Origin of the sequence: Citricoccus parietis (assembly GCF_042433045.1) — a bacterium.
Taxonomy (GTDB): Bacteria; Actinomycetota; Actinomycetes; order Actinomycetales; family Micrococcaceae; genus Citricoccus; species Citricoccus parietis.
Window position 1 is genome coordinate 20699 of record NZ_JBHLWH010000006.1, and the last position, 14733, is coordinate 35431.

General features: G+C 66.8%; 14 protein-coding genes. 6 read left to right on the plus strand and 8 right to left on the minus strand.

What is annotated here, in order from left to right:
• Window positions 1-20 precede the first annotated feature (20 nt).
• Both ACFFIO_RS02160 and ACFFIO_RS02165 read left to right on the plus strand, forming a co-directional pair.
• The gene (locus ACFFIO_RS02160; protein ID WP_159554213.1) at window positions 21-746 is read left to right on the plus strand and encodes a response regulator; all 726 of its coding nucleotides are present in this window, start codon (window positions 21-23) and stop codon (window positions 744-746) included.
• Window positions 743-1948 carry a sensor histidine kinase gene (locus ACFFIO_RS02165; protein WP_159554211.1) on the plus strand — a complete coding sequence of 402 codons (1206 nt, stop codon included), beginning with the start codon at window positions 743-745 and terminating at the stop codon, window positions 1946-1948. The genes ACFFIO_RS02160 and ACFFIO_RS02165 overlap by 4 nt, the downstream gene beginning before the upstream one ends.
• Before the next feature lie 196 nt (window positions 1949-2144).
• Here the strand turns inward: ACFFIO_RS02165 and ccsB are convergent, their stop codons facing one another.
• The 8 genes from ccsB to ACFFIO_RS02205 form a co-directional block, all read right to left on the minus strand.
• On the minus strand, window positions 2145-3257 hold the full coding sequence (gene ccsB / locus ACFFIO_RS02170) for a c-type cytochrome biogenesis protein CcsB (RefSeq protein WP_159554209.1): 1113 nt from the start codon (window positions 3255-3257) through the stop codon (window positions 2145-2147).
• A gap of 3 nt (window positions 3258-3260) precedes the next feature.
• Window positions 3261-5015 carry a cytochrome c biogenesis protein ResB gene (gene resB, locus ACFFIO_RS02175; protein WP_159554207.1) on the minus strand — a complete coding sequence of 585 codons (1755 nt, stop codon included), beginning with the start codon at window positions 5013-5015 and terminating at the stop codon, window positions 3261-3263.
• Window positions 5012-5212 (minus strand): hypothetical protein, encoded by a 201-nt coding sequence (locus ACFFIO_RS02180; RefSeq protein WP_159554205.1) that lies wholly within the window; start codon window positions 5210-5212, stop codon window positions 5012-5014. The genes resB and ACFFIO_RS02180 overlap by 4 nt, the downstream gene beginning before the upstream one ends.
• Before the next feature lie 7 nt (window positions 5213-5219).
• Window positions 5220-5873: a TlpA family protein disulfide reductase gene (locus ACFFIO_RS02185; protein ID WP_159554203.1), complete on the minus strand. Its 654-nt coding sequence runs from the start codon at window positions 5871-5873 to the stop codon at window positions 5220-5222.
• A 171-nt stretch (window positions 5874-6044) separates the two neighbouring features.
• Window positions 6045-6788: a cytochrome c biogenesis CcdA family protein gene (locus ACFFIO_RS02190; RefSeq protein ID WP_159554201.1), complete on the minus strand. Its 744-nt coding sequence runs from the start codon at window positions 6786-6788 to the stop codon at window positions 6045-6047.
• A 162-nt stretch (window positions 6789-6950) separates the two neighbouring features.
• Complete coding sequence (locus ACFFIO_RS02195) at window positions 6951-8507, minus strand: multicopper oxidase family protein (protein WP_159554199.1); 1557 nt, start codon at window positions 8505-8507, stop codon at window positions 6951-6953.
• A gap of 160 nt (window positions 8508-8667) precedes the next feature.
• On the minus strand, window positions 8668-9168 hold the full coding sequence (locus tag ACFFIO_RS02200) for a hypothetical protein (RefSeq protein WP_159554197.1): 501 nt from the start codon (window positions 9166-9168) through the stop codon (window positions 8668-8670).
• 37 nt (window positions 9169-9205) lie between these two features.
• Window positions 9206-10060: a F510_1955 family glycosylhydrolase gene (locus ACFFIO_RS02205; RefSeq protein ID WP_159554195.1), complete on the minus strand. Its 855-nt coding sequence runs from the start codon at window positions 10058-10060 to the stop codon at window positions 9206-9208.
• Between the two features lie 156 nt (window positions 10061-10216).
• On the opposite strand from ACFFIO_RS02205, the gene ACFFIO_RS02210 reads away from it, so the two are divergent.
• The 4 genes from ACFFIO_RS02210 (at window position 10217) to ACFFIO_RS02225 (ending at window position 14692) form a co-directional block, all read left to right on the plus strand.
• Window positions 10217-10918: a response regulator transcription factor gene (locus ACFFIO_RS02210; protein ID WP_159554193.1), complete on the plus strand. Its 702-nt coding sequence runs from the start codon at window positions 10217-10219 to the stop codon at window positions 10916-10918.
• On the plus strand, window positions 10915-12048 hold the full coding sequence (locus ACFFIO_RS02215) for a HAMP domain-containing sensor histidine kinase (protein ID WP_159554191.1): 1134 nt from the start codon (window positions 10915-10917) through the stop codon (window positions 12046-12048). Before ACFFIO_RS02210 ends, ACFFIO_RS02215 begins: the two co-directional genes overlap by 4 nt.
• Window positions 12049-12121: 73 nt before the next feature.
• Window positions 12122-12454 carry a heavy-metal-associated domain-containing protein gene (locus tag ACFFIO_RS02220; RefSeq protein WP_159554189.1) on the plus strand — a complete coding sequence of 111 codons (333 nt, stop codon included), beginning with the start codon at window positions 12122-12124 and terminating at the stop codon, window positions 12452-12454.
• Between the two features lie 51 nt (window positions 12455-12505).
• Window positions 12506-14692, plus strand: coding sequence for a copper-translocating P-type ATPase (locus ACFFIO_RS02225; protein ID WP_159554187.1), 2187 nt, complete (start codon window positions 12506-12508; stop codon window positions 14690-14692).
• Window positions 14693-14733: the final 41 nt, after the last annotated feature.

Sequence of the window (14733 nt, forward strand, 5' to 3'; positions counted from 1 at the left end):
ACCCGCAGGAAGGAGGCACCATGACCGAGGCATCGACGGGACGGGTACTGGTGGTCGAGGACGAACCGGACCTCGCGCGCTTGATCCGGGACTACCTGCAGAATGCAGGCTTGCGGGTGGAGGTACGCCATGACGGGGCCGAAGCCGTCTCCGCGGTGCGTGACTTCGCACCCAATGTCCTGGTGCTGGACATCGGTCTGCCGGGAACCGACGGCTTCGAGGTGTGCCGCCAGGTGCGGACCTTCTCGGACTGCCACGTGTTGATGCTCACCGCCCGCGATGATGAGGTGGACAAAATCGTCGGGCTGTCCCTGGGGGCAGACGACTATGTGACCAAGCCCTTCAGCCCCCGGGAGCTCGTCGCCCGAATCCAGTCAATGATGCGTCGGGCACGGGTAGCCCCGACAGCGGCCGGACAACCGATGGACGAGTCCTCCGGCCTCATCCATCAGATCGGTGAACTGCGGGTGGACGGGTCCTCGCGGCAGGTCCACCTGTCCGAGAAGCCCATCCTGCTGACGAAGACGGAATTCGACCTGTTGGCCAGCCTCGCGGCCCACCCGAAGCAGGTGCTGAGTCGACGCCAGCTGCTCGACATGGTGTGGGGCGACGATTGGACGAGCGACAACCACCTCGTGGACGTCCACCTGGCCAGGGTACGACGGAAGCTGGGCGAAGACGCCGCCAATCCCCGATACATCCATACGGTGCGCGGCATCGGCTACCGGATGGAAGCCCCGGCGTGAGCGCAGGAGCAGCCGGCCAGGACGCCGGAGCACGCCCCAACGGCGGCCGGCGGGGCAGCGATCCGGACCCGGAGGACTCCCCGGAGGGTCAGGAATCCAAGTACTCGCTGACGGTCCGTATCCTCCTGGTCCAGGTCGCCGTGCTCCTCGTCGGGCTGATCGTGGTGACGGTGACAACCCTGCTCATCGGACCACAGATGTACATCAACGAGCTCTTCCGAGAAGGCCATGGCCGCGCTGCCCGCGCCATCTTCCACCTGGATGACGTCTTCCGGGAGGTGAGCCTGGTGGCCATGACGGTCGGTGGCCTGACCTCGCTGGTGATCGCCGTCCCCGTGAGCATCCTCATGACCCGCCAGATCAGGAAATCCATCTCCGAGGTGAGCCGTGCCGCCAACCGGATCGCTTCCGGGGAATACGGCATCCGCCTGGAACAGGGACATTTGGGCGCCGAGTTCGACTCGCTGGTCGATTCCTTCAATGACATGACGGCGAAACTCGACGCCGTGAACCAGACCAGGCGCCAGATGCTCGGCGACCTCGCCCACGAAATGAGGACTCCACTGGCCACCCTGAAAGGACATCTCGAAGGCATCGAGGACGGGATCGTGGCTCTGGACGGGCGCGCCTCTGCCATCCTGAACGGCCAGGTCAGCCGGCTGGAGCACCTGGCCCAAGATATGAGGTCCCTGACCCAGGCGGAGGAGGGGATGATCAACCTGCGTCTCAGCAATTGGGATCCCGCCGAGCTGGTCGTGGAGGCGGTCGCGGCGGCAGAACAGATGGCGAGATCGCGTCAGGTGGAGCTCACGGTCAGGAGACCCCACAATCCGGTGGAACCCGTGCTGATGGACCGGGACCGGATGCGCCAGGTGCTCAGCAACCTGGTGGACAACGCCCTCCGGCACACCCCGGCCGGCGGCCGCGTCACGGTGGGCCTGACAGAACGCGACAATGCGGTGGTGCTCACGGTGACGGACTCCGGTGACGGGATCGCCGCCGAGGACCTGTCCCGCATCTTTATGCGGTTCTACCGGGTGGAGGAGGGCCGGGAGGCGAAGCCCGGGGGATCCGGACTGGGCCTGGCGATCAGCAAGGCGCTGGTCGAGGCACAGGGAGGGACCCTGACAGTCGCCAGCGAGGGGCGTGGCCGGGGAGCGGAGTTCACCGTCCGTCTGCCCCGGGCGAGAGCGAGTCGCTGACGGGCTCCGCGGCCGTGTCCTCGGGGCCCTGGTGGAAGGACACCTTGTGTCGCTCCTTCGCCGGAGTCATGCACCGTAGACCGTGGCGGTGTACTTGGCAGCGGAAGGGCCTTACCCACCTCCAATAGTATTGTTGGCCCAGCCGGGAGGCTCGGCGACGGAATTGAAATGGCCCTCAACTGGATCTGGTGGTCGATTACCTGTACACCTCGGCGGTCTCCGCACCGGGGATGCCGGCGTAGGAGTGCAAGCCGGGGAAGTACGTGTTGACGATGGTGAAGTTGAAAACGATGCAGGCGTAGCCGATGATCGAGAGCCAGGCGGCGCGTTCTCCGGTCCAGCCGCGCGTGGCGCGGGCGTGCAGGTAGCCTGCGTAGACCACCCAGACTACGAAGGTCCACACTTCCTTGGTGTCCCAGCCCCAGTACCGGCCCCAGGCGGCTTCGGCCCAGATGGCGCCGGCAATCAGGGTGAAAGTCCACATCACGAATCCGACGGCGTTGATGCGGTAGGACCAGTTCTCCAGGCTTAGTGCCGGGGGCACCATGCGCAGGAATGGCCTGATTCGGGCTTTTTCAACAGACATCGCGGCCTCACGCCGGTGCTGGATGAGTTGCAGCACGCTCATGGCGAAGGTCAGGGTGAACAGGGCCGAAGCCAGCACAGCCACCGACACGTGGATGATGATCCAGGGGGATTGCAGGGCCGGCTGCAGGTGGGCGATCGGCGTGGGGAAGCCCATGGTCGCCGCAGCCATCATGACCACCACGAGGCCGGAGACGAAGGTCCCGAGGAAACGGATGTCTTTGCGGATCAGGAACAGTAGGTAGACCACGGCGACCAGCATCGCGCCGGTGGTGAGGAACTCGTACATGTTGCCCCACGGCACCCGGGAGGCGGCCACACCGCGGGCGATCACCGCGAAGGCATGCAGCAGGGCCCCGATGACCATCAGGGCCACGGCCACGTTCGCGACAGGCCGGCGGACGGTACCGAGATAATCCATGTCGTCGTTGACCAGCTCCTCGTTGAGCTGAATAGCGGTCGCTGAGGACCCACTTTGTGCACGGCCTGCCGGCGCCGCTGGCGGGTGGTCTCCTGCGGTGTCAGGCACAGGGCGCCCGACGCCGGCTCCGGCCATTTCCCGGCGGGGTCGTTGGCGAGCTAGTTCGGACTCTAAATTTCGGATGGTCGTGGAGGAGGTCGCCACGTCCAAAGTGAACAGGATGAAGGCCGCGACGTAGATGAACGCAGCGATCAACATGAACAGGTCGCTGTAGCTGGCCAGCTGCAGGTTGATGGAGGGCATGATTTACTCCGGTCGGTTCTCGGTGGTGTTGGGTTTGCTTTCTGGGGGCCGGTGGATGGCAGGCATCGCGGCCTGAATGTCGACGGGGTGGGCATCGTGGCCGCTTGGCGGCTTGTAATCGGAGGTGGAGGGGCCTCCCTCAGCGTCGTCGGCATCCTTGGGTGCCTGGACCGGCCAGGTCCTTTCCATCTGGCGTCGCAGGGCGACGTTCTCTTCGCGCAGGCCGAAGCTCTCACCGCGAGCCAGCAGGCCATACTCGACCGTGGTATACCCGTTGGGGTCTGTGGTGCCACGGACCCACACGCGGCGGCGGCGCACGAACAGGCTCACGCCCAGTGCCAGCATCGCCAACACGGCGAAGATGCCCACACCCCATTTGGCGGGGTCGTAGACGATGTCCAGGCCCACGAAACGCTTGACGCCGTCAAAGGCTATGGAACCCTTGCCCTCCGGCAGCTCGTAGGACTCCCCCGGGGACAATGTGATGCCGCCGGCCTCGAGGTTGCGGGAGTTCAGCTCGGTGAGGGTGTCGGTGTCCAAGACGTAGACGTTCTGCGGTTCGCCCGTGTCCAGGCCGAGATCGCCGTAGTAGGAGTTGAGGTTCAGCTCGGGGTTGAGCAATTCGGGGTCAATCGAGATGGCCACCCCGTCCTCTCCGGTGTAGGCCGTGGGCAGGAAGAACCCGACGAAGCCGAGCTGGTCGGGTTCGGAGTCGGGGGCTTTGATGACCATCAGGGAGGTGTACACCTGGTCTTCTGCCCGGCCGATCACGGGGCCTTGGAAGGCGATGTTCCCAATGCCGTCCCGCACGGTGACCTCGGGGGCGTAGCCGTTGCCGACCAGGTACACGCGGACACCGTCGATGTCCAGGGGATGGTTCACCTTCAGCTCCGTGGTCTGCTCCGGTTCGCCCGGTCCATGACGTACGCCCAGCACGGCGGTGAAGTCCAATGCTTGGCCGTAGTGGGTATCCGACTCGCGGTCGAACTCGGCCTCGAAGCTGTCCAGGGTCATGGAGAACGGGTTTAGCTTCTGCTCGGAGAAGGCGCTGCCGGGGGTGAAGGCGTCGTAGGCGACGAGGGTGTTGGCGAATCCCTCGCCTTCGACGAGGATCTTCTGGCCCCGGTAGCTCAGCATCGAGCCGGCCGCCATAAACGCCAGCACTCCGATGAGGGACAGGTGGAAGACGATGTTGCCGATTTCGCGCACGTAGCCGCGCTCGGCACCTACGGAAGCGTTGCCCTCGGCTTCCTGGCGGACCTGGATCCGGTAGCCGCGCTTCTTGAGGATCTTGGCCGCTTGGTCTACCGCGTCCCGGGGGGACGGCCCGGTGGATTCCAGCACGACTTTTCCGTACTCGGGCAGGCGGGAGAGTAGGCGGGGGGTGCGCGGCGGGGCAGAGCGCAGGGCCTTGGCGTGTTTGACGGCGCGCGGGAACACACAGCCGATCAGGGAGACGAACAGCAGGAGGTAGATGGCGGAGAACCAGACGGACGAGTACACGTCGAACATCTGGAAGCGGTCCAGCCACTCCCCAGCCGCGGGATTGTCGGAGATGTAGTCATCCACGATCCCGGGACCGGCCGGCCGCTGCGGGAACAGCGAGCCCGGAACGGCTGCAACGGCCAGCAGCAGCAACAGCATCAGCGCGGTGCGCATGCTGGTCAGCTGGACCCACAGGAACCGCAGGGTGCCCGTGAAGCCCAGGGCGGGCAGCTCCGCGTCCTGGCGCTGGTTCGGCGCATCGGTGTGGCTCATTTCGGAATCCTCCCGTCAGTAGCGGGCGAGGCCTGCCGGTCGTGGAAGCCGGTGTTCTGGGGGCCGGCGGCCAGCAGTGGATCCGGCACGTCCTGGCTGGAGGTGTACGTGGACAACGAACCGGCGGTGACGATATCGGTGAGGGGTTGGTTCACCAGATACTGGACGGCGGCGCGCGGGAGGGTCAGGAGGTCCATGGTGGGTTCAGGCCTGTTCGCCCAGCACCGTGGTGATCAGGGTTCGTAGCGTGGACCGCTCGGCGATCCCCAGGATTCGGGCCGAGACCCGGCCCTGACGGTCCAGCACGATCGTGGTGGGCACGGCCTGCGGTGGGACGTAGTCGGTCATGGCCAAGAGCACCTGGCCATTGAGGTCTTCGACCGAGGGATAGGTGATGCCGAAGTTGCGTTCGAAGGCCTGCGCGGTGGCCACCGTGTCCCGGACATTGACGCCCACGAAGCGGACGTCTTGGGGCTCGAGCTCCTCGTGCAGGGCCTGCAGGTCCGGGGCCTCCACCCGGCACGGCGCACAGGCGGCGTACCAGAAGTTAAGCACCGCGGGATCCCCGACGAGGCTGTCCGTGCTGATTGGCTCCCCGGAGAACAAGGTGGAGCTGAACTGCACCGGCTCACCGCGCTCATCCGGCCTAATCTCCAGGACCGACCCGTCGCCGGCGATGTAGTTCTTGCCATCGGCATTGCCGGCTTGGGCGGCCAGTGGGTCGTCGCTTGAGCAAGCGGCCAGCACCGGCAAGGCGGCGATCCCGGCCAGTCCGACCAGGACCTGTCGGCGTCCGGGCCGACGCAGGGGGTCGGGGGTCCGAGGGGCGGACCCAGGGGAATGCTTCAGGTTGGACATGACGTACCTCCGATACTTCTTCTGCGGGGGTAGGACGACCTTCGAATTCTACAGTCTGTAGAAATCGGGGAAACGATGGCGAAGGCCGACCGGGGGGTGTGGTTTATGGCACGCGGCGGTTGAGCCGGTGAGCAGTCGTCAGTTCGGGGTGAGTCCTGGGACGAGGACCTTTTAGATGGGGGTAGTGAAGGTGCCGGCGAGGTTCTGCAGTTGATAGATCCAGGCCGTCCAGATCCCGGTGGCCATTAGGACACCGACCAACACGAGCAGGGTGCCGCCGGCGATGTTGAACACGCGCATGTGGCGGCGCACGAAGCCCAAGGTGGTGCTCACCCAGCCCAAGCCTCTGGCGACGAGGACGAAGGGGATGCCCAGTCCCAGGCAGTAGGAGAATCCCAGCAAGGCACCGCGCCAGGGGTCGCCGGTGGTGGTGCTCAGGGCCAGGACGGCGCTGAGGGTGGGGCCCATGCAGGGCGTCCAGCCGAGGCCGAAGCCCACGCCCAGTAGCGGCGCTCCGGCCAGCCCGGTCTTGGGTTTAAAGGTGAGAGTCTTGGTTCTTTGCAGGGTCGAGAGCATGCCCATCAGCGCCAGGCCCATGAGGATGACGATGACCCCCAGGATGCGGATCAGCAGGTCCTGCCAGCGCAGCAGCCACCCGCCGATCAGGCCGAAGGCGGCGCCGTAGAGGGTGAACACGGCGGCGAAGCCGAGGATGAACAGGCCCACCCCTGTCATGACCCTGCGTCGGTTGTCCGGACGGGTCGGGTCGGACAGACCGGAGACATAGCCCAGGTATCCGGGGACGAGCGGCAGGATGCAGGGCGAGAGGAAGGAGACGAGCCCGGCGATGGCCGCCAGCGGGATGGCCATCAGCAGCGCCCCGGACTGGACGGTCTGAGCGAAGTACTCGCCCATCTATTTCCTCCTTGGGGTTGTGTCCGGGGATGGTGGCCGGAGGCCCGGGTCGGGACGGTCCTGGACGTGGTGGGTGCGAGTGGACGATAGGGGCATGTTCTTTCCTGAACGGGCACCGGGCGACCGCCCGGTGGATGGAGGGACGAGGCGTGGGTGGAGTGGTCAGTGGATGTAGGAGAAGACGCCCATCATCCCGGCCTCGGCGTGGTAGGCGTTGTGGCAGTGGGTCAGCCACTGTCCCGGGTTGTCCGCCTCGAAGTCGAAGACGATGGTCTGCCGGGGTTTGACGATGACTGTGTCCTTGCGTGCACCGTTGTCGGCCAGCTGGAAGGTGTGGCCATGCAGGTGCATGGGGTGCCACATGTCGGTGTCGTTGGTCATCGTGACCCGCACACGCTCGTCCAGCCGGAGCTTGAAGGCACCGTCAAAGGGGTTGGCCGGGTCGAAGCGGCGCCCGTTGATACCCCAGTCATAGTCGGCCATCGATCCGGTGAGCCGCAGCTCATGGCTCCTGGTCGGTTCCTTTGGCTCGAGCAGGACGGATTCGTGGGCCTTCAGTCGGCTGCCATCGAGCACGGTCCCGCCCAGGGTCTGCGGGAGCCGTCCGGAGAGAGCGGTGTTCGATCCGGCTTTGATGATGCCGTAGGAGTGGCCGGTCTTGCCCTCGGGCAGGGCCAGAACGGGCACGGCCTGGTCGCCAAGGGTGACCAGCACATCCAAGCGTTCACCCATGCCCAAGACGACGGCGTCGGCCTGACGCGGCTGGACCGGGAACCCATCGGTGTGGGTGATGGTCAATTCCTGACCGGGGACCCCAACCCGGTAGGCGGTGTCTCCGGCGGCATTGATCAGTCGCAGACGGATACGGTCGCCGGGCTTGCCGTCGATAGTGTCGGGTTCGGCTGGGGGGCGGCCGTTGAACAGGTGCACGGGGATCCTCACGTCGCCGGCATCCCCGCCCAGGTAGTCGCTCTCAGCCCCCATGAGCATGTGCTTCATGGGCATGCCGGAGGAGCTGTCCTCGCTCATGGACCCGTGATCCATCCCCTCCATACCCTCCATGTCACCGGACATGTCCATTCCGGCGGAGAGCTCCTCGACGACTTCCTCGGGCGTTCCGGTGATCCCGTCGAGCCAGTCGTCCAGGATCACGACCCATTCCTGGTCATAGTCGAGGGTTTCGTTGGGATCCTCGACGATCAGCGCACCGTACAGGGCGCGTTCGCGCTGGGTGTCGAAGTGGGAGTGGTACCAGTAGGTGCCCGGATGGGAGAGCCGGAATCCGTACGAGTAGGTTCCTCCGGCCGCGATGGGATCCTGGGTCACTCCCTGGACTCCGTCGGCGTCATTGCGCAGGGCCAGTCCGTGCCAGTGCACGCTCGTTCCCTCCGGAAGACCGTTGGCGACGGTGACGTCGAGCAGGTCGCCGGTCTTGGCGCGCAGCAGCGGTCCGTTGAGGCTCTTGTCGTATCCCCAAGTGGTCAGGGTCCGACCTTCGAGGGAGGTCTCGAAGGGTGCGGCGGGGAGTCGGTTGGCGACGGTGGTGCCTGAGTAGGCACGTCGTTTTTCGTATTCGGCGATCAGCGGGTCGGTGGGCAGGATGCGCCCTGACGGTCGGGCGGTGGCCAGGGGGTCGGAGCATGCGGCCAGTCCGGCCATGGCGAGGGCGCCGACGGAGGTGCCCAGGAAGGCGCGGCGGGTGGTCAGTGGGGAGGTCATCGGTTCTTCTTTCCTTCTCCCGATCACCTGCCGCAGGGAGGTACGACGGGGGACGGGTATGGCTCATCAGTTGCTGATGGGATGGTGGCCCACAGGCTGCTGCGTGCCGTCCCCAATGCAAGGGGGCGGCTGTGCTTGCCGGTGGACACGACCGGGCATCCTAGGTGCGGTTGATGGCCAGTTGAACCAGTGAAGGAGTCCAGGGAAGCCTGAAGTGGACAACCCAAGGCAGTGGGGGCGCGGTCAGCCCCTGCCCGGGAAATGACGTGAGCTCCCGGGGCTCTAGATCCAGGACGACGGAAGGCGTGGTTAGGGAGGAGGCGCAGGTGTCGCCCCCGGCCTCCAGTGCGCAATACGGCAACCCGCTGCCGCCTGCGGCATTATCCCCGGGAGGCTGGGCTGTGAGCACGTCTCCGGGTGCCCAACCGGCAGGGCCGACGGTTGTCGGCCCGGGATGCTGGGACACCGTTAAGGCGGAGGTGTCGATGCCGGCCATCACCGCGCCGGTGCCCACGCCAGCATGCATCCCGAGCAGGCCGAGGAGCAGCACGAGGATGCCCAGAACCGGCCTGAGGGCGGTCCGACGGGACAGGTCAAGGCGGTGAAGATGTCGGCGTTCCGCCATCGGCACTGGCCTTTCCTGTTCGTCCTTGCTGGTCATGGTCCGGTTTAGGGCCCGCGGCTTGGCGCGGCATGGGTCACAGCAGCGGTTCGGTGGTGTTCCCGCCGTCGGTGGTGCGTAGGACGGCCGTGCCGATGACTAGGAGTGCTTCGACCTGCCCGTCGTCAGTGATGCTGGCTCCCAGGGCGGAGGCCGTGTCGCTCAGTGGGTCACTGGAGGTCCAGGTGTCGCCGCCGTCGGAGCTGGTCAGCAACCGGCCGTCGGTACCGGCGCCAACGACTGTGGTGTCGTCGGCCCAGGCGACCAGGTGCATCAGCTGCGGGGTGTCCAGGGTGCTCCAGGTGGCACCGTTGTCTACTGACCGCAGCATCCCGGCTTCGGTGGTGGTCAGCACGGTCCCAGTTTTCGGGGAGATGGCCAAGGACGCGGGTGGGGTAGGGATCGTGAGGGTCCGCCAGTTGATTCCGTCGGCGCTGGCACGCAGTTGACCATCGAAGCCGAGGACGCCGGCCGGGCCGGCGGCCAGGGCGTGGAAGTCGGATTGGCCGCCACGGGAGAGCACCTCCCAGCTCAGGCCGCGGTCCGTGGACTCGGCCAAACCCAATGGTTCGGGCAGGTCGGTACCGGGCGCCGGGTGACCGGAGGCCAGATAGCGGCCCTCGGGCGTCACGGCGAAACCCATGAGATCCACCACCGGGCCCACCTGGACCAGATCGCGGTCCTGGAGGCGGAACAGGCCCTCGTGGGTGGCCAGGAGCACGAGGCCGTCGTCGGGGTCGCGCACGATGGCATGAATGTGGGTGATCGCCGTACCCGGGGTCTGCGTGTTGGCGTCTTGGGGGCTTGAGGTGTTCGGCACGGTGCAGGCGGTCAGGGTGCCGACACCGATCAGGCCGAGTCCGCCGGCGAGCAGGGTTCTGCGGGTAGTCATGGTGCCTTTCCGCCCCGATCCGATTGCGGGGCCACCTACCATTGTCCGCCGGAGGCTCAGGGGCTCCGGACGGTTTGCCTTGAAGGTTTGATGAAGATTCCCCGGTCTGGTGTCTTGGGTCGCTCTCCGGGCCGTGAGCCGGGGGAGACTGAACACATGAACTTTGGCACTGGCTCGTCCACCGGGCGGGTGTTGGTCGTCGATGACGAAAAACCCCTGGCACGCATGGTCGCCACCTACCTGGAGCGGGCCGGCTATGAGGTCACCACCACCCACACCGGACCCGATGCGGTACAGGCTGCCCGCATGCATGATCCCGACGTGATAGTCCTGGACCTGGGCCTGCCCGGACTGGACGGGATCGAGGTGTGCCGGCGCGTGCGGGCCTTTTCCGAGTGCTACGTGCTGATGCTCACCGCCCGGGGCAATGAACCTGACCGGCTGCAAGGGCTGGCGGTGGGCGCCGATGACTACATCACCAAACCCTTCAGTGTCCGGGAACTGGTCGCCCGTGTGGGGGCGGTCATGCGGCGGCCCCGCACGACGGTAACCGTCCCAGAACCGGCACGGGCTTTCGGGTCGCTGGTGATCGACCTGGGCGCCCACGAAGCCCACGTGGACGGGAAGTCGGTGGGGCTGACGCGCACGGAGTTCGACCTGCTGGCGGCCCTGTCGGGACGTCCCTATCAAGTGTTCTCCCGGCGTCAGCTGATCGATATCGTCTGGGATCCGGGGTGGGTGGGTGATGAACGAATCGTGGATGTGCACATCGGCAACCTGCGCCGCAAACTCGACGATAACCCCGGGCGCTATGTCGACACGGTCCGCGGTGTTGGCTACCGGATGGCAGAACAGTGACCGGCCAGCGACGTTACCGCGGCCTGGCGGCCCGGTTCTTCCTGGCCCAGTTGCTGGTGGTGGTGGTCAGCATCCTGGCCGCGGTGGCGGTGGCCTCCCTGGCCGGCCCCCCGCTGTTCCACGAGCATTTGGAACAGGCCGGGGCCGGGCATGATGCGACCCAGATGCTGCACGTGGAGCAGGCCTACCGAGACACCAACTTCTGGACCCTGGGTGTGGCCTTGGCCACCGCCCTAGTCTGCTGCCTGGTGTTGACCTGGTATGTCGCCCGCCGGATCCAGAACCCGATCCATGCCCTGACCCAAGCCGCGACGGCCATGGCCGGCGGCAAGTACGACACCCGGGTCCCGGCCATGGGGGCAGGGACCGAGGTGGAGGACCTAGCCGCCTCGTTCAACACCATGGCCGAGCGGCTCGAACGCACCGAGAGCACCCGCCGTCGGATGCTCTCGGACTTGGCCCACGAGATGCGCACTCCCATCTCCGTGCTCACCGTCTACCTCGAAGCCCTGCAGGATGGAGTCTCACACTGGGGCGAAGCCACCGGCGAGCTCATGGACGAACAGCTGGCCCGCCTCACCCGGCTGGTGGAAGACATCCACGACGTCTCCCGGGCGGAGGAAGGACGGATCGAGCTCGATCGCACCATCGAATCGGCGGGCGAGTTACTGCAGGCCGCCGCCGTAGCCCATCGGGACACCTATGCCGCCAAGGGCGTGGCCTTGATCCTGAATCCGAGCCAGGACATCGCGACCGTGGAGGTCGACCGCCAACGCATGGGTCAGGTGTTGGGCAACCTGCTCACCAACGCCTTGCGCCACACCCCCGCAAGAGGCCAGGTCACCCTGGATGCTCGGCAGAGTCCAGGAGGGATCACGCTCAGCGTCAGCGACACCGGCGAGGGCATCCTCCCCGAGCACCTGCCGCACATCTTCGAACGGTTCTACCGCGGGGACACCGCCCGCGACCGGGACCACGGCGGGTCCGGGGTCGGCCTGGCCATCTCCCGGGCCCTGGTCCAAGCCCATGGAGGGTCCCTGACCGCCAGCTCCGCAGGTCCGGACACCGGGGCGACGTTCACCGTCCACCTGCCTGCCCGAAGCGACAGAAACCACTCCATCGCCACTTGATTGATACCCTCCAGGGGTATATACCGGGAGGAGGGCGCAGTCCCACCGCCCACATCCGACGAAGGAGCCCACCATGACCGAATCGATCCCCAGCCCCCTGCCGATGGCCACCGGCGGCTGCTCGTGCTGCACCCCGGACGCCGCCCCAACGCCGGGCTCCGCCGCCGCGGAGACGTCTTTCCCTGCCGCTTCCGGGACCTCCACCACGTATCGGGTGGAGGGGATGACCTGTGGGCACTGCGTCGGAATCACCGCCGGAGCGGTGAGTGCCCTGCACGGGGTGGACGATGTCAAGGTCGAACTGGTGGCCGGCGGCATTTCCCCCGTCACCGTGACCGGGTCCGCCTCCGCGGACGCCGTACGGGCGGCCATCGAAGAGTCCGGCTACCGCGTCCTGATGTCCTGATCGCTTGGCCCACTGTCTCGGACCCGTAGGGGTCAAGGGAAAGGAAATATCATGAGCACCTCGCACCACCACGGCGACCATCACGCCGACCATGACCAGCACGCCGATGAGGACACCCACGGTCAGGCCATGCCCCAGGGACACGCCCACTCCGCGGTGGATGAAGACCACGCGGTCCACGACCACGGGGAACATGCCGGACACTCGGTGGCGATGTTCAAGAACCGGTTCTGGCTCTCACTGGTCCTGTCGATCCCGGTGGTGGTCTTCAGCCACATGGTCGCCGACCTGCTCGGCTACCGGGTTCCCGAGTTCCCGGGCTCGGAGTGGATCGCCCCGGTGCTGGGCACCGTGATCTATTTCTACGGCGGCATGCCGTTCCTGAAGGGCGGGATCACGGAGCTGCGCTCCCGGCAGCCCGGGATGATGTTGCTGATCGCGATGGCCATCACGGTGGCCTTCGTGGCCTCCTGGATCACGTCTCTGGGCATCGGCGGGTTCATGCTGGACTTCTGGTGGGAACTGGCCCTGCTGGTGGTCATCATGCTGTTGGGCCACTGGATGGAGATGCGCGCCCTGGGCGCGGCCTCTTCCGCCCTGGATGCCCTGGCCGCCCTGCTACCGGACGAGGCTGAGAAGGTCACCGAGGACGGCACTACCGTCACCGTTGCGATCGGTGATCTGGCCGTCGGGGACACAGTCCTGGTCCGCTCTGGGGCGCGGGTGCCTGCCGACGGAACCCTGACTGAGGGCACGGCCGAGTTTGACGAGTCCATGATCACTGGCGAATCCCGGTCCGTGGCCCGCACCGTGGGCGAAACGGTGGTGGCCGGCACTGTGGCCACCGACAACACCGTGCGGGTCCGCATCGAGGCCGTCGGGACCGATACCGCCCTGGCCGGCATCCAACGGATGGTCGCTGACGCCCAGGAATCCTCCTCCCGCGCCCAGGCGTTGGCCGACCGGGCTGCCGCGCTGCTGTTCTGGTTCGCCCTCGCCGCAGCCATCATCACCGCCATCGTCTGGGTGGCCATCGGCCAGCCGGACGACGCCGTCACCCGCACTGTCACCGTGCTGGTGATCGCCTGCCCGCACGCCCTGGGCCTGGCGATCCCGCTGGTGATCGCGATCTCCACGGAACGGGCCGCCAAGGCTGGGGTGCTGATCAAGGACCGGTTGGCCCTGGAGCGGATGCGCACCATCGATGTGGTCCTGTTCGACAAGACCGGCACCCTGACCGAGGGCGCGCACGTGCTGACCGGAACCGCACCGGCCCCAGGCACCTCCGAGGCACATCTGCTGGCTTACGCGGCCGCGGCCGAGGCCGACAGCGAGCACCCCGTGGCCCGAGCCATCGTGGCAGCCGCCACCGCCCATGCCGAAGCCGCCGCGCTGGGACTGCGTGGCACTGGGTTCCAGTCGGCGACCGGCCGCGGGGTGAAAGCGACCGTGGACGGGTCCGAAGTCCTCGTGGGTGGACCCAACATGCTCCGCGAACTCGCCCTGGACACCCCCGAGAACCTCCGCGCTGACACCCAGGCCTGGACCGAGCGAGGGGCCGGGGTGTTGCACGTCGTCCGTGACCGCGCCGTCATCGGGGCGGTGGCCGTGGAGGACCGCGTCCGCCCCGAGTCCCGGGCCGCGGTGGCCGCCCTGCACGCCCGCGGGATCAAGGTCGCCATGATCACCGGCGACGCCCGTCAGGTCGCCGAGGCCGTGGGAGCGGACCTGGGCATCGACGAGGTCTTCGCCGAAGTCCTGCCGAAGGACAAGGACTCCAAGGTCACCGAGCTGCAGTCCCGCGGATTGCGCGTGGCTATGGTCGGCGACGGCGTTAACGACGCCCCCGCCCTGGCCCGGGCCGAGGTCGGCATCGCCATCGGTGCCGGCACTGACGTGGCCATGGAATCGGCCGGCGTCGTGCTGGCCGGCAACGACCCACGCGCCGTGCTGTCCATGATCGAACTTTCGAGAGCCAGCTACACCAAGATGATCCAGAACCTCACCTGGGCCACCGGCTACAACCTGATCGCTGTTCCTCTGGCCGCCGGCGTGCTCGCCCCGATCGGGTTCGTGCTCTCTCCGGCGGTCGGGGCGGTGCTGATGTCGCTGTCCACCATCGTGGTCGCCCTCAACGCCCAACTGCTGCGCCGGACCGATCTGGATCCGGCCCGACTGGCCCCGGCCAGCCCTTCGGATCGGGACACCACACTCCAGCCCGCGACGGCCACCAGCTGATCGCGGCCCTGGACCCTATGTCGAAACCCCAATGGAAGGAA